This window comes from Pantoea dispersa (genome assembly GCF_035783935.1).
Taxonomy (GTDB): Bacteria; Pseudomonadota; Gammaproteobacteria; order Enterobacterales; family Enterobacteriaceae; genus Pantoea; species Pantoea dispersa_C.
Genome location: NZ_JALKOV010000004.1, coordinates 44,721 through 60,153, shown reverse-complemented (window position 1 = coordinate 60,153; position 15,433 = coordinate 44,721). Strand labels below are relative to the sequence as shown.

The window sequence follows — 15,433 nt, the reverse complement described above, 5'->3', positions numbered from 1 at the left end:
TATCAGGCGCTTTCGGCAAAGGCAACCGGGCGCAGCGGCGTGTTACCCTGATAGATGCGTGCCTGTTGCAGACCGACAAACAGACGTTCGCCGCGGATCGGTGCCGTCTGCTCTCCGGCAAACACCACGGAGAATGGCTCGCTCTGCCAGCCAGCGGGCTGAATCACCAGCTGCCAGAAGTGGCCGCGCGGGCTAATCTCCAGCACCTGCACCGGCAGCGGCGTCTCAAGACTGCTCTGGCGTGACACATCGACTTCCCATGGACGCAGGAACAGCTCGACCGCGCCCTGCGTGGCCGGCGTGTAGCCCAGCGGCCAGCGATGCGCGCCGACATGGAACTGCGAGCCGTGCACTTCGCCGTCGAAGCGGTTCACTTCGCCGAGGAACTCCAGTACGAAGCGGGTTGCCGGTTCGCGCCACACGTCATCCGGTGCGCCCACCTGCTCAATGTTGCCCTGACTCATCACCACCACGCTATCCGCCACTTCCATCGCTTCTTCCTGGTCGTGGGTCACAAACACGCTGGTGAATTTCAGCTCTTCATGCAGCTGGCGCAGCCAGCGGCGCAGCTCTTTACGCACCTGCGCATCTAGCGCGCCGAACGGTTCGTCCAGCAGCAGAATCTGCGGCTCAACGGCCAGCGCACGCGCCAGCGCCACACGCTGCTTCTGTCCACCAGAAAGCTGGGCCGGATAGCGGTTGGCCAGATGGGCCAGCTGCACCATCTCCAGCAGGCGGGTAACGCGCTGTTTGATTTCGGCGCTGTTCGGGCGCTCACGGCGCGGCAGCACCGTCAGACCAAAGGCGATGTTGTCGAACACCGTCATGTGGCGAAACAGCGCATAGTGCTGAAACACAAAGCCGACCTGACGATCGCGTGCATGCGTGCGGCTAACGTCTTTGCCATGGAAATGAATCTGCCCGCTGTTCTGGTGCTCCAGCCCGGCGATGATGCGCAGCAGCGTGGTCTTGCCTGAACCGGAAGGCCCCAGCAGCGCCACCATCTTGCCGGAAGGAATATCCAGAGAGATATCGTTCAGCACCGGGGTGCGGCCAAACGCTTTATTAATCTGTTTGATCTCAATGCTCATGATTTTCCTCCTGTTGGCGCTTCTGCTGATGCTCTAATCGCCACTGCACCACGCTTTTCAGAAACAGCGTCACAATTGCCATCAGGGTCAGCAGCGCGGCGGCGGTAAAAGCGCCCACGGTGTTGTAATCCTGATGCAGTAATTCAACCTGTAAAGGTAAGGTATAGGTTTCGCCGCGAATCGAGCCGGACACCACCGAGACCGCACCGAACTCGCCGATGGCGCGCGCGTTAGTCAGCACCACGCCGTACAGCAGCGCCCAGCGGATATTGGGCAGCGTCACGCGACGGAACATCTGCCAGCCGGACGCGCCCAGCAGCACGGCGGCCTCGTCTTCGTGGCTGCCCTGACTCAGCATCACCGGTACCAGCTCGCGCACCACAAACGGACAGGTGACGAAAATGGTCGCCAGCACCATGCCCGGCCAGGCGAACATCACCTGAATATTGTGCGCATCCAGCCAGCCGCCGGCCGGGCCGTTAATGCCCCAGAACAGCAGATACATCAGACCGGCCACCACTGGCGACACGGCAAACGGGATATCGAACAGCGTCAGCAGCAACTGGCGACCGGGAAAAGTAAAGCGCGTCACCAGCCAGGCCAGCAGCGTGCCGAACACCAGGTTGACCGGCACGGTAATCAGCGCCACCAGCACCGTCAGCCAGATCGCGTGCAGCATGTCGCCATCCTGCAGGTTGCTAAAGGCCTGACCGATGCCCTGCCCCAGCGCTTCCCAGAAGATGGAGATCATCGGCACCACCAGCAGCAGAACCGACACCAGCACGCCGATGCCGATCAGCAGCCATTTGCCCCAGTTCACCGGCTGGCGCTCGGCATGATTAATCTGTGAAATCTCAGCCATCAGTGACCTCCCAGGCGGCGGCCAAAGCGGCTCTGCAACGTATTAATCGCGAACAGCAGCAGCAGCGACGCCGCGAGAATCACCGAGGCGATGGCGCTGGCGGCCGGGTAATCAAACTCCTGCAGGCGCACAAAAATCATCAGCGAGGTCACTTCAGTTTTCCAGGCAATGTTACCGGCGATAAAGATTACCGCGCCGAATTCACCCAGGCTGCGGGTAAACGACAGCGCGGTACCGGCCAGCAGCGCTGGCGCGACTTCCGGCAGTACCACGCGCCGGAAGCTCTGCCACGGCGTGGCGCCGAGGGTTTCCGCCGCTTCCTCATACTCCGGACCTAACTCTTCCAGCACCGGCTGCACGGTACGAACCACAAACGGAATGCTGGTGAACGCCATCGCCACGGCAATGCCGAGCCAGGTGTAGGACACTTTGATATCAAAATGTGCCAGCCACTGACCGTACCAGCCGTTAACCGAAAACAGCCCGGCCAGGGTCAGACCGGCCACCGCCGTCGGCAGCGCAAACGGCAGGTCTATCAGGCCATCCAGCAGCGTACGGCCAGGAAAGCGATAGCGGGTCAGGATCCACGCCATCAGCATGCCAAACACCGCGTTAAACAGAGAAGCCACGCCCGCGGACAGCAGCGTCACTTTGTACGCCGCCACCAGTTGCGGATTGCTGATCACCTGCCAGTACTGTGCCAGCGTCATCTGCGACAGCTGCATCAGCAGCGCGCTGATCGGCAGCAGCAGAATCAGGCAGGTAAACAGCAGGCTGGTGCCGAGGCTGAGACCAAAGCCGGGCAGAACGCGTTTCTGTGCAGAAGCCAACATCAGCCGCGCCCCGCTGCCAGTAATTTATCCAGCTCACCGCCGCTGGCGAAGTGGGTTTGCATCACCTGCGGCCAGCCGCCAAACGCGTCATTAACATTAAACAGCGCAGTCTGCGGGAAGCGGTCTTTGTGCTCCGCCATCAGCTGCGGGTTATTCACGCGATAATAAAAGTGGGTGATGATTTTCTGCGCCTGTGGCGTGTAGAGGTAGTTAAGATAGGCTTTGGCCGCTTCTGCCGTGCCGTTGTGGTCGACGTTCTTATCGACCCACGCAACCGGAAACTCAGCGAGAATGTTGGTTTTCGGCACAATCACTTCGTACTCATCTTTGCCGTACTGATTGCGGATATTGTTCACTTCCGACTCAAAACTGATCAGCACATCGCCCAGACCGCGCTCGGCAAAGGTGGTGGTCGCACCACGGCCGCCGGTATCAAACACTTCGACGTTTTTCAGGAACTTCTTCATGAACGCTTCGGTTTTGGCTTTATCTTTGCCGTCCGCCTGATCGGCGGCGCCCCACGCGGCCAGATAGGTGTAACGGCCGTTACCGGAGGTTTTCGGGTTCGGGAAAATCAGTTTCACGTTATCGCGTGCCAGATCGGCCCAGTCGTGAATCTGCTTGGGATTGCCCTTGCGCACCAGGAACGCCATGGTGGAATAGAACGGTGAGCTGCTGTTGGGCAGGCGGCTCTGCCAGTCGGCCGGGATCAGGTTGCCTTTGTCGTGCAGCACCTGCACATCGGTCACCTGGTTGTAAGTGACAACATCAGCACGCAGCCCCTGCAAAATCGCCAGCGCCTGTTTTGAGGAGCCGGCATGGGACTGTTTGATGGTCAGCTTATCGTCAGGGTGCGCCGCGTCCCACTGCTGTTCAAACGGCGCATTCAGGGCAACAAACAGTTCACGTGACACATCGTAAGAGCTGTTAAGCAGCTCTGTTGCCTGTGCCGCGCCCGCTAAACTCAGCGACAGCGCTATACCGCCAAGCCATTTTTTCGAAACCGAACGTGTCATGCTGCACCCTGAGAAATGGAGTTCGAGGCTATGCCATTAGATGCTGTCAGTGTATTTATAACTCTGGCGAAAGCTGTAACGGTTTTATATATCGTTTAGGGATTTCAAAGTCTAAAAAGGCATAAGCCAGCGGCAGAGTTTATGCGCAGGGCGGGAATGTTAAGGCGCAAAGAGAGGGATGCGGTGCGCATGGCGCGCACCGGCATCACGGTGCTTAACGTGACAGCGCCTGCAGCGCCGTCAGCGAAGGGGCAAAGAAGTAGCTGCCGCTCACCGGTCTGGTGAAACGCAGCATGGCGTCCATCTTGCCGTCGCGCTCGCCAAACATGCTCAGCAGCTGCTGCTCGATGTTATACAGGCGGTGACAGTAGGAGATGAAATAGAGGCCGTTACGGCCGCTGGCGGTGCCGTACGGCAGGCTCTGGCGCAGAATCTTCAGGCCTTTGCCCTCTTCTTTTAAATCCACGCGGCTCAGGTGCGACGTCGCTGGCCGCTGATCGCCCGGCAGCTCTTGATTGTCCTGTTTGGTGCGGCCAATAATCGCTTCCTGCTTGTCAATCGCCAGCCGGTTGAACTGCGGCAGGTTGTGCTCCCAGCGCTGGGTAAACACGTAGCTGCCGCCGGCATCCGGGCCGTCAGCGATGATCGCCACCTGCTGGCGCGCTTCGCCCTGCGGGTTTTCGGTGCCATCAACAAAGCCGGAAAGATCGCGATCCTCGACCCAGCGGAAACCGTGCGTCTCTTCTTCGACGGCGACCGCGCCGGCAAACGCCGTCAGCGCCGCCTGCGCCAGCGAAAAGTTCACGTCGTGACGCAGCGACTGAATGTGGATCAACAGGTCGCGCTGGGTGGCCGGCGCTGCGCCCTTGCCGAGCGGCGTGAAAGCTTTGAGTTCGGGAGCTGAATCATTGCCCTGCAGATCGCGCCACAGCGCATCGCCAAAGGCGATGACCGCGCCAAGACCGGCATCAGGAAACTGCTGTTGCAGCGCAGCCAGCTGCTGCAGGAAAGCGTGGCTGCCCTGACGCAGCGCAGCGAGGTCGCCCGTGGCGCGGGCTTCCAGCCAGATGGCGAAACGGCGGTGCTCCAGCAGGATCCCGCTCTGAAACTGAGACATGACAATGCTCTCCGGCATAAAAGTTAACGGCGTTTTTTCGCCGGTATCATACCGGAAAGCCCTGCGCAGAAGATGCGTTAGCGCAACTTTTTCACCGCTTAACGCTGCCAGACGATCTTACTGATTTTCCAGCTTTTTAACGTATCATCCGACGGCATCAGCCCGGTTGGACCGTGCCACTCGCCGCTGTAGATATAGGCGATGTGCTGGCTGCCCGGTGCGCGGCACTCAACATCGCGCACATCCAGCCCGGCAACCATTTTGCAGTTATCGAACGCTTTGCTGAATTTGTCGCTGAACGCATCACCGATTTTACTGCCGTCGGCGCTGCGTGCGTCGCTGTCCAGCACTTCAATACGTTCAACGCTGCGCTGGCCATTGATCACCAGCTTAACCTTACCGTCATCCAGCGCCTGCCAGAAATCCACCACCTGCCCGCTCTGCGTGCGCATGCCCTTACGCAGCTGATAATCGTTGTTCAGCGCGGCGCTGATGGCAGATTCTGACATCGCCGTATTGCTGTTCAGCCCGGCCACGCCCTGTTCAGTGACGGTGAGCGAACTGCCAAACCAGCTGAACGGATTGAGTGCCGACCAGTGATAGCTGAGCGGATTGTACCAGTGGCTTTCGCTGGCGCTGGAGGGAGAAGAGGAACCGGAACTGGCGCAGCCGGCCAGCAGCAGCGCGCTGACCAGCAGGGCGGGACGTACAACTTTCATGCAAACTCCTTTCTTTTGTGCCGACTGGCTTGCCTGTTGGAGTCGCAAACCGGCAAAAAGTTTATTTGCTGTGCCGCGATATGGGCAGAAACCAGCGCGCGTCGCGTGGCATCAGTATTCGCGGTCTTCAATCAGGCGTTTGCCCAGCAGCAGCGAGTCGACCGGCTCGTAATCCAGCTTCTCGTAGAAAGCCACCACCTGATCGTTCTCTTCGCGCACCATCAGATGGATTTTCGGACAGCCGCGCGCAATCAGCTTTTTCTCCAGCCGGTTCATCAGCGCATTGGCAAATCCCCGGCCCTGATAATCAGGATGCACCGCCAGATAGTAGGCGGAGCCGCGATGGCCATCGTAGCCGCCCATCAGCGTGCCCACGACTTCACCGCCCACCTCTGCCACCAGAAACAGCTCCGGGTCATGGTTCATTTTGCGTTCGATATCGAGTTCCGGATCGTTCCACGGCCGTAACAGATCGCAACGCTCCCAGAGCGTGATGACTTCTTCAAAATCTTCCTGGCGGAAGGAGCGGATTTCCATCGGTGTTACCCTGCAGTTAGGCACAATTCGCTGATTATCACGCATTCTTTGCCTGGCGCAACCCTCACACGGCGCAACGGCTGAAAAAAACGGCTAAATGACGAGTCGCGGCCTGAAATACAAAGTAATGTCCTGAAATGGTTCGCCAGTCGCCGCCGGACGCCGGTTAGGCTATAACACGGAGCAGGTTTACTCTCAGGGATATGTAAATGAACAAGATTTCACTGCTGCGGCGTCTGACCAATCGCCGCCAGCTGATCCTCTCCGGGCTGGCGCTGGCGGTGCTGTCGCCGCGGGCCATCCAGGCAAAAGAAACGCGCGCTGAAGTGCCCGTCAGCGCGCGCCATACGCCACCGAAACCGGCTACCAGCGGCAAACGCATTGTGATGATTGATCCCGGCCACGGCGGCATTGACTCCGGCGCGGTAGGTCAGGAAGGCTCAGAAGAGAAGCACATTGTTTTAGAGATCGCCAACACCGTGCGCACGCTGCTGCAGAACCATCCAAAGGTGGAAGTGCGCCTGACGCGCGACAGCGACCACTTTATTCCGCTCTACCAGCGGGTGGAGATTGCGCATCAGCACGGCGCCAACCTGTTTATGTCGATTCACGCCGACGGTTACACCAGCCCGGATGCCAATGGTGCGTCGGTGTTCGCCCTGTCTAATCGCGGCGCCAGCAGCGCCATGGCGCGCTACATGTCGCAGCGCGAAAACGACGCCGATAAAGTGGGCGGCGCGGCGGTGCAGGAAAAAGACAATTACCTTAACCAGATTTTGTTCGACCTGGTGCAGACCGATACCATTCGCAACAGCCTGACGCTGGGTAAGCACGTGCTGGACCAGATCCGTCCGGTGCACCATCTGCACAGCCAGCACACCGAGCAGGCGGCATTTGCGGTGTTAAAATCACCGTCGATTCCCTCGGTGCTGGTGGAAACCTCGTTTATTACCAACCCGCGTGAAGAGCAGTTGCTGGGCACCACGGCGTTTCGGCAAACCATCGCGCGGGCGATCGCTGACGGTATCGTCAATTACTTTGATGAGTACGATCGTCGCCAGGCCTGACAGCGTTTTGTGCTAGAATCGCGGCAAATTTTTGCAATGAGTGAGCCATGAGCAATCCCGATATTTCGCGCGTCAAAGCCTATTTGCTGGCGCTGCAGGATGACATATGCGCCGGTCTGGCGGCGGAAGACGGCCGCGCCAGCTTTGCTGAAGACACCTGGCAACGCCCCGGCGGCGGCGGCGGACGCAGCCGCGTGCTGCGCAATGGCGCGGTGTTCGAGCAGGCCGGCGTCAACTTCTCCCACGTTTATGGCGAGCAGATGCCCGCGTCAGCCACCGCGCACCGTCCGGAGCTGGCAGGCCGCAGTTTTGAAGCCATGGGCGTGTCGCTGGTGGTGCACCCGGAAAATCCGTACGTGCCCACCAGCCACGCCAACGTGCGTTTCTTTATTGCCGAAAAGCCGGATGCCGATCCCGTCTGGTGGTTTGGCGGCGGTTTCGATCTCACCCCTTACTACGGTTTCGCCGAAGATGCCCGGCACTGGCATCAGACCGCGTTCGATCTGTGCCAGCCGTTTGGCGACGACGTCTATGCGCGCTACAAAAAGTGGTGCGATGACTACTTCTTCCTGAAACATCGCAACGAGCAGCGCGGCATTGGCGGGCTGTTTTTTGATGATTTGAACACACCCGATTTTGATCGCTGTTTCGATTTCATGCAGGCGGTCGGCAACGGTTTCATGCAGGCCTATCAGCCGATTGTGGCGAAGCGCAAAGAACTGTCGTGGGGCGAGCGCGAGCGTCAGTTCCAGCTTTACCGCCGTGGCCGCTACGTTGAGTTCAATCTGGTGTGGGATCGCGGCACGCTATTTGGTCTGCAGACCGGCGGCCGTACCGAATCGATTCTGATGTCGATGCCGCCGCTGGTGCGCTGGGAATATGATTATCAACCCGCCGACGGCTCCCCGGAAGCCGCGCTGACCCGCGATTTCCTGCCGGTGCAGGATTGGCTGGGGCTGGAAAAATAAGCCAGGTGCGCATTCATGCGCACCCCGCGGAATAACCCGGTAAAACGCGCCCCCGTGGGGCCGCCCTGCCGCTCATAACGGCTCGGTCTGCGCTTCCACCACCGCCAGCGCCACCATGTTAACAATGCGCCGCACCGAGGCGATGCGCGTCAGCACGTGCACCGGCTTGCGGATGCCCATCAGCACCGGCCCGACCGTTACCCCTTCCGAACAGGACACGCGCAGCAGATTGTAGCTAATGCGCGCAGCCTCAACGTTCGGCATGATTAATAGGTTCGCGGTGCCTTTCAGCGGGCTGTCCGGCATCAGCTCACGACGAATACTCTCCACCAGCGCCGCATCGCCGTGCATCTCGCCGTCAATCTCCAGCTCCGGCGCACGCAGCTGAATCAGCGCCAGCGCCTCGCGCATCTTCCGTGCGCCGGGTGCGTTCGAGGTGCCAAAACTGGAGTGCGACAGCAGCGCCACGCGCGGCTCGATGCCAAAACGCCGCACGGTTTCTGCCGCCAGCAACGTGATATCCGCCAGTTGCTCAGCGCTGGGATCCTCATTCACATAGGTATCGGCGATAAAGGTATTGCCGCTCGGCAGCAGCAGCGCGTTCATCGCCCCGGCGACCTTGACGTCATCGCGGAAGCCGAACACCTTCTCCACCACGTCGTAATGTTCGCGGTAGTCGCCGATGGTGCCGCAAATCATCGCGTCCGCTTCGCCGCGATGCACCATGATGGCACCGATCAACGTAGGGTTGCCAATCACCGCGCGCTGGGCGGTTTCCGGCGTGACGCCGCGCCGCTTCATCAGCTGATAATATTCATTCCAGTACGCCTTAAAACGCGGGTCGGATTCGTTATTCACGATCTCAAAATCGCGCCCGGCCTCGATTTTCAGCCCCTGTTTCTGCAAACGCATGGCAATCACGTTCGGGCGACCAATCAGGATCGGCTTCGCCAGCCCGAGCGACACCAGCTCCTGAGTGGCGTGCAGCACCCGCACCTCTTCGCCTTCGGCCAGCACCACGCGCTGCGGCGCTTTGCGCGCCTGCGAGAAGATCGGCTTCATGAACAGATTGGTTTTATACACGAACTCGGTGAGCTGCTCGCGGTAAGCGTCAAAGTCAGTGATTGGTCGCGTCGCCACGCCGGACTCCATCGCCGCTCTGGCGACGGCCGGGGCTATCTGCACAATCAAACGCGGATCGAACGGTTTGGGAATCAGGTATTCCGCGCCAAAGCTCAGATCCTGATCGTCGTAAGCGGAGGCCACCACGTCGCTCTGTTCCGCCTGCGCCAGAGCGGCAATCGCATGCACCGCCGCCAGCTTCATCTCTTCGTTGATGGCGGTGGCACCGACGTCCAGCGCGCCGCGGAAGATGAACGGGAAGCACAGCACATTATTCACCTGATTGGGGAAGTCCGAGCGCCCGGTACAGATAATCGCATCCGGCCGCACCTGCTTCGCCAGCGGCGGCATGATCTCCGGCTCCGGATTGGCCAGCGCCAGAATCAGCGGATTCGGTGCCATCTTCTGCACCATCTCTGGCGTCAGCGCTTTCGGACCGGAGCAGCCGAGGAAAATATCCGCGCCGCCAATTACCTCATCCAGCGTGCGCGCGCCGCGGTCTTCCACGGCATAGGCGGCTTTGGTCGGCGTCATGTCCGCTTCGCGATCGCGGTAGATCACCCCTTTGGAATCACACACCACGATATTTTTCTGCTGCATGCCCAGCGCCACCAGCAGGTTGAGACAGGCAATCGCCGACGCGCCAGCGCCCGACACCACCAGCCGCACGTCGGCAATGGCCTTGTTCACGATCTGCAGGCCGTTGAGCACCGCCGCGGTGCAGATGATCGCCGTACCGTGCTGGTCGTCATGAAACACCGGAATCTGCATTCGCTGCCGCAGCTGCTGCTCAATGTAAAAACACTCCGGCGCTTTGATATCCTCCAGGTTGATGCCGCCGAACGTCGGCTCCAGCGCGGCGATGACCTCAATCAGCTTATCCGGATCGTGCTCGTCGATTTCGATGTCGAACACATCAATGCCGGCAAACTTTTTAAACAGCACGCCCTTGCCTTCCATCACCGGCTTGCCGGCCAGCGCACCGATATTGCCGAGCCCCAGCACCGCCGTGCCGTTGGAGATCACCGCCACCAGGTTGCCGCGCGCGGTGTATTTGTGCGCTGCCAGCGGATCGGCGGCAATTTCCAGGCAGGGTGCCGCCACACCGGGCGAATAGGCCAGCGCCAGATCGCGCTGCGTCGCCAGCGGCTTGGTGGGTGACACCTGAATTTTTCCGGGGGTGGGATATTGGTGAAAATCGAGCGCGCTTTGCTTCAGTTGATCGTCCATCAGACATCCTTTTACACGGCTGAAAAGCCCTCAGTATATGAACGCACGGCGCAAAAGAGGGTGAAGGCGCTCAAAGAACGCACAGTCGCCACGGCACGGATTGCCACGGCTTCGCCTGCGGCTTTGGGACAGCCTGCTATGCTTAAGGGTGGCAAAACGCGGAGCTGAACCGATCAGGCAGGCCTGACTGACAGAAAAGCGCCCCGACGTCACAATCAGAGAAAACGCATTTTCTTCATCCGACGTCTGTTGCACTGTGTGGAACCTACCTTCCCCGATAAGGGCGCACCCAGGACGATGGCTGCCCGGGTGCCTGTTTTGCCCACATTATTGCTAATCAAGGAGTTAAGCGATGAACCAGCTAGATGCATTAAAACAGTTCACCACCGTGGTGGCGGACAGCGGCGATATCGAATCCATCCGCCATTACCATCCGGAAGACGCCACCACCAACCCCTCTCTGATCCTGAAAGCTGCCGGTCTCGACGCTTACAAACACCTGATTGATGACGCCATTGAGTACGCGAAAAAACAGGGCGGCAGCAAAGAGACGCAAATCATCAACGCCAGCGATAAAGTGGCGATCAACCTCGGTATGGAAATCCTGAAAAGCGTACCGGGCCGTGTTTCGACCGAAGTGGATGCGCGCCTCTCTTTCGATCGTGGCATGTGTGTGACCAAAGCGGAGAAACTGGTCCGCCTGTATGAAGAGAACGGCATCGACCGCTCACGTATTCTGATCAAACTGGCCTCCACCTGGGAAGGCATTAAAGCGGCGGAAGAGCTGGAGAAGAACGGCATCAACTGCAACCTGACGCTGCTGTTCTCCTTCGCCCAGGCGCGTGCCTGTGCCGAAGCCGGCGTGTTCCTGATTTCGCCGTTCGTCGGCCGTATCTATGACTGGTACAACACGCGCAAACCGCTCGACCCGTATGTGGTTGATGAAGATCCGGGCGTTAAATCGGTGCGTCGTATCTACGACTACTACAAAAAGCACCGTTACAGCACCGTCATTATGGGTGCCAGCTTCCGTAAAGTGGAGCAGATTGTGGCGCTGGCCGGCTGCGATCGCCTGACTATTTCCCCGAACCTGCTGGAAGAGCTGGCCAACAGCGAAGCGCCGGTGGAGCGCAAGCTGGAGCCATCAACCGAGGGCTTCCACCAGCCGGCGCCGCTGTCTGAAGCGGAGTTCCGCTGGGAGCACAACCAGGATGCAATGGCAGTAGAGAAACTGTCCGACGGTATCCGCCAGTTTGCCGTTGACCAGCAGAAGCTGGAAGACGTGCTGGCCGCCCGCCTGTAATCCTGACCTCACCTTCTGCCGGACGGGTCGCGGCCCGTCCGCTTTTGCCCAATCACAAGGGAGAACCCTATGTCTTCACGCAGAGAGTTGGCTAACGCGATCCGCGCCCTGAGCATGGATGCGGTACAGAAAGCAAATTCCGGCCACCCAGGTATGCCGATGGGCATGGCTGACATCGCCGAGGTGCTGTGGCGCGACTTCCTGAAGCACAACCCGACCAACCCGGCCTGGGCGGATCGCGATCGCTTCATTCTGTCTAACGGGCACGGCTCAATGCTGCTGTATAGCCTGCTGCATCTCACCGGCTACGATCTGCCGCTGGAAGAGCTGAAAAACTTCCGCCAGCTGCACTCGAAAACGCCGGGCCATCCGGAAATTGGCTACACGCCGGGCGTGGAAACCACCACCGGCCCGCTCGGCCAGGGGCTGGCCAACGCCGTAGGTCTGGCGATTGCCGAGCGCACGCTGGCGGCACAGTTCAATCAGCCTGGCCACGATATCGTCGATCACTTTACCTATGTGTTTATGGGCGACGGCTGCCTGATGGAAGGCATCTCGCACGAAGTTTGTTCGCTGGCCGGTACGCTGGGGCTTGGCAAACTGATTGGCTTCTACGATCACAACGGTATTTCTATCGATGGCGAAACCGAAGGCTGGTTCACCGATGACACCCACAAGCGTTTTGAAGCCTATAACTGGCACGTGGTGGGCAGCGCCGAAGGCATCGACGGCCACGATCCGGACGCCATCGCGGCAGCCATCAAAGAAGCGCAGAGCGTCACCGACAAGCCTTCGCTGATCATCTGTCGCACGGTGATCGGCTTTGGCTCGCCAAACAAAGCCGGTAAAGAGGAGTCGCACGGGGCCGCGCTGGGCGAAGAGGAAGTGGCGCTGACGCGTAAACAGCTCGGCTGGAACTACGGTCCGTTCGAGATCCCGCAGGATATTTATCAGCAGTGGGATGCCAGAGAAGCCGGAGCCGCGCAGGAGAAATCATGGGAAGAGAAATTCACGGCTTATCAGCAGGCGCATCCGCAGCTGGCGGACGAATTCAGCCGCCGCCTGAAGGGCGAAATGCCGGCGGAATGGGAAAACAAAACCAGCCAGTTCATTCGCGATCTGCAGGCTAACCCGCAGAAAATCGCCAGCCGCAAAGCTTCACAGAACACGCTGGAAGCCTTCGGTAAACTGCTGCCGGAGTTCCTCGGCGGTTCCGCCGACCTTGCGCCCAGCAACCTCACCATCTGGTCCGGTTCGAAGCCGATCAAAGAGGATCACGCCGGTAACTACATTCATTACGGCGTACGCGAATTTGGCATGACGGCGATTGCCAACGGTATCGCGCATCACGGTGGTTTTGTGCCGTATACCGCCACCTTCCTGATGTTCGTTGAATACGCGCGTAACGCAGCGCGCATGGCCGCCCTGATGAAAGCGCGTCAGATCATGGTCTACACCCACGACTCAATTGGTCTGGGCGAAGATGGCCCGACGCACCAGCCGGTTGAACAGCTGGCCAGCCTGCGCGTGACGCCAAACTTCAGCACCTGGCGACCGTGCGATCAGGTCGAGACCGCCGTGGCGTGGAAAGCGGCGATTGAGCGCCATCACGGTCCGACCGCGCTGATTCTGTCGCGTCAGAACCTGCTGCAGCCGGAGCGCAGCGCGCAACAGGTAGAGAACATCGCGCGCGGCGGTTACATCCTCAAGGATTGTGATGGCACGCCGGACGTGATCCTGATTGCCACCGGTTCCGAAGTGGAGATCACGCTGGGCGCCGAAGCGAAACTCAGCGCCGACGGCCACAAGGTGCGCGTGGTATCGCTGCCGAGCACCGACGTGTTCGATAAACAGGACGTGGCCTACCGTGAATCGGTGCTGCCTTCCACCGTACGTGCGCGCGTGGCGGTTGAAGCCGGTATTGCCGACTACTGGTACAAATACGTCGGCATCGACGGCAAAATTGTCGGCATGACCACCTTCGGCGAATCCGCGCCGGCCGGCAAGCTGTTCCCGGCCTTTGGCTTTACCGTCGAGAACGTGGTGAGCCACGCCGAATCGCTGCTTAAGCCTGCCTGAGTGTCTGGCCCTTTCCCGTCGCCGGGAGAGGGCCGTTTTATTTCACAGCCTGATACAGAAAAAAATCCGCCCCGCCCCCTTCCCGCTTTGCGCAAACTGATTACTATAGGTTTTCCTCCGATTCCTATAGCGGACGCTTTCCCGTTGAAAAAACGTACTCCTTTTTTACTGGCCTTAATGGTTGCCGTGCTGCCCTTTACCAGCGCGGCGCAGGTATCGCCCGATCCGCTGCTGGCCTCGCAGATTGTCGATCGCTATGCAGAACACATCTTTTATGGCAGCGGTGCGACCGGCATGGCGCTGGTGGCGATTGATGGTAACCAGCGCGTGTTCGCCAGCTTCGGCGAAACCCGTCCCGGCAATAACGTGCGCCCACAGCAGGACTCACTGATCCGTATCGCCTCGCTGAGTAAACTGATGACCAGCGAAGTGATGGTGAAGATGGCCGAGCGCGGCCAGATTCGTCTTGACGATCCGCTGAGCAAATACGCGCCGCCGGGCGCCCGCGTACCGACGTACAACGGCCAGCCGATTCGGCTGATCAATCTCGCCACCCACACCAGCAGCCTGCCGCGTGAACAGCCGGGCGGCAAACCGCATCGTCCGGTGTTTGTCTGGCCAACCAAAGCCGACCGCTGGCAGTGGCTGCGCGGCGCACAGCTCAAAGCCGCGCCGGGCACGCAGGCGGCTTACTCCAACCTCGCCTTCGATCTGCTGGGCGACGCGCTGGCCAAAGCCGGCGGCATGCCTTATCCGGCGCTGCTGCAGCAGCTGGTGACGCGTCCGCTCGGCATGAAAGACACTACCTTCACGCCATCACCGGATCAGTGTCAGCGCCTGATGATTGCCGAAAAAGGCGCCAGCCCGTGCAATAACACGCTGGCGGCCATCGGCAGCGGCGGCGTGTATTCCACGCCGGACGATATGGGACGCTGGATGCAGCAGTTCCTTAACTCGGCAGTCTCTCACCGCACGCCGCAGATTGATCGGCTGCAAACACTGATTTACCGCCGCGACCAGCTGGCCAAAGTGGAAGGCATGGACGTGCCAGGACGCGCCGACGCGCTGGGTATGGGCTGGGTCTATATGGCTCCGAAGGCCGGCCATCCGGGCATCATTCAGAAAACCGGCGGCGGCGGCGGCTTCATCACTTACATGGCGATGGTGCCGCAGCACAACGTCGGGGTATTTGTGGTCGTGACGCGCTCGCCGCTGACCCGCTTCACGCCGATGAGCGATGGCGTCAACAACATGCTGGCTGAGCTGGTGGGCAACCAGACGGGCTCACCGATGATGATCGGCAATATCCGCTAAGTCTTTGACAGCTGATGTCATGTCACCGTAGCCAAAGCGTGAGTTATGACGAGCAGTTACTGCGAACCCTCCCCTAAATCATTCGTGCTGCAGGAAGGCGGCAAGGATGGGCATCCCCGGGAGCTTACTCAGGTAAGTGACCGGGGTGAACAGCCGCAGCCAACGCCCCTGCAGT

The 15,433-nt window shown here is 59.8% G+C and carries 13 protein-coding genes; 5 read left to right on the top strand and 8 right to left on the bottom strand.

All coding sequences use genetic code 11. The features are described 5' to 3' along the window. Positions 1-2: 2 nt before the first annotated feature. The 7 genes from cysA to MXF20_RS09555 form a co-directional block, all read right to left on the bottom strand. The gene (gene cysA / locus MXF20_RS09585; RefSeq protein WP_325969035.1) at positions 3-1,091 is read right to left on the bottom strand and encodes a sulfate/thiosulfate ABC transporter ATP-binding protein CysA; all 1,089 of its coding nucleotides are present in this window, start codon (positions 1,089-1,091) and stop codon (positions 3-5) included. Then, complete coding sequence (gene cysW / locus MXF20_RS09580) at positions 1,081-1,953, bottom strand: sulfate/thiosulfate ABC transporter permease CysW (protein WP_325969034.1); 873 nt, start codon at positions 1,951-1,953, stop codon at positions 1,081-1,083. The genes cysA and cysW overlap by 11 nt, the downstream gene beginning before the upstream one ends. Beyond that, positions 1,953-2,786 carry a sulfate/thiosulfate ABC transporter permease CysT gene (cysT, locus tag MXF20_RS09575; RefSeq protein WP_058775689.1) on the bottom strand — a complete coding sequence of 278 codons (834 nt, stop codon included), beginning with the start codon at positions 2,784-2,786 and terminating at the stop codon, positions 1,953-1,955. The genes cysW and cysT overlap by 1 nt, the downstream gene beginning before the upstream one ends. Further along, positions 2,786-3,802 carry a sulfate ABC transporter substrate-binding protein gene (locus MXF20_RS09570; protein WP_325969033.1) on the bottom strand — a complete coding sequence of 339 codons (1,017 nt, stop codon included), beginning with the start codon at positions 3,800-3,802 and terminating at the stop codon, positions 2,786-2,788. The genes cysT and MXF20_RS09570 overlap by 1 nt, the downstream gene beginning before the upstream one ends. Positions 3,803-4,016: 214 nt before the next feature. Continuing rightward, on the bottom strand, positions 4,017-4,919 hold the full coding sequence (locus tag MXF20_RS09565; protein WP_325969032.1) for a Dyp-type peroxidase: 903 nt from the start codon (positions 4,917-4,919) through the stop codon (positions 4,017-4,019). 98 nt (positions 4,920-5,017) lie between these two features. After that, positions 5,018-5,638, bottom strand: a complete 621-nt coding sequence (locus tag MXF20_RS09560) for an RpoE-regulated lipoprotein (RefSeq protein WP_325969031.1) — start codon at positions 5,636-5,638, stop codon at positions 5,018-5,020. Between the two features lie 111 nt (positions 5,639-5,749). Continuing rightward, the gene (locus MXF20_RS09555) at positions 5,750-6,175 is read right to left on the bottom strand and encodes a GNAT family acetyltransferase (protein ID WP_021508071.1); all 426 of its coding nucleotides are present in this window, start codon (positions 6,173-6,175) and stop codon (positions 5,750-5,752) included. 209 nt (positions 6,176-6,384) lie between these two features. Here MXF20_RS09555 and amiA point away from each other — a divergent pair, with 209 nt between their 5' ends. Both amiA and hemF read left to right on the top strand, forming a co-directional pair. Then, entirely contained in the window at positions 6,385-7,242 is an 858-nt protein-coding gene (gene amiA / locus MXF20_RS09550; protein ID WP_325969030.1) for an N-acetylmuramoyl-L-alanine amidase AmiA, read from the top strand. 47 nt (positions 7,243-7,289) lie between these two features. Further along, positions 7,290-8,210, top strand: a complete 921-nt coding sequence (gene hemF / locus MXF20_RS09545) for an oxygen-dependent coproporphyrinogen oxidase (RefSeq protein WP_325969029.1) — start codon at positions 7,290-7,292, stop codon at positions 8,208-8,210. A 72-nt stretch (positions 8,211-8,282) separates the two neighbouring features. Here hemF and maeB read toward each other — a convergent pair whose 3' ends face one another. Further along, positions 8,283-10,562 (bottom strand): NADP-dependent oxaloacetate-decarboxylating malate dehydrogenase, encoded by a 2,280-nt coding sequence (gene maeB, locus MXF20_RS09540; RefSeq protein WP_325969028.1) that lies wholly within the window; start codon positions 10,560-10,562, stop codon positions 8,283-8,285. Between the two features lie 352 nt (positions 10,563-10,914). On the opposite strand from maeB, the gene tal reads away from it, so the two are divergent. From tal to ampH, 3 genes are all read left to right on the top strand, one after another. Then, on the top strand, positions 10,915-11,865 hold the full coding sequence (tal, locus tag MXF20_RS09535) for a transaldolase (protein WP_325969026.1): 951 nt from the start codon (positions 10,915-10,917) through the stop codon (positions 11,863-11,865). A gap of 69 nt (positions 11,866-11,934) precedes the next feature. Beyond that, complete coding sequence (gene tkt / locus MXF20_RS09530; protein WP_150058735.1) at positions 11,935-13,944, top strand: transketolase; 2,010 nt, start codon at positions 11,935-11,937, stop codon at positions 13,942-13,944. 144 nt (positions 13,945-14,088) lie between these two features. Further along, the gene (gene ampH / locus MXF20_RS09525; protein WP_325969024.1) at positions 14,089-15,258 is read left to right on the top strand and encodes a D-alanyl-D-alanine-carboxypeptidase/endopeptidase AmpH; all 1,170 of its coding nucleotides are present in this window, start codon (positions 14,089-14,091) and stop codon (positions 15,256-15,258) included. Positions 15,259-15,433 lie beyond the last annotated feature (175 nt).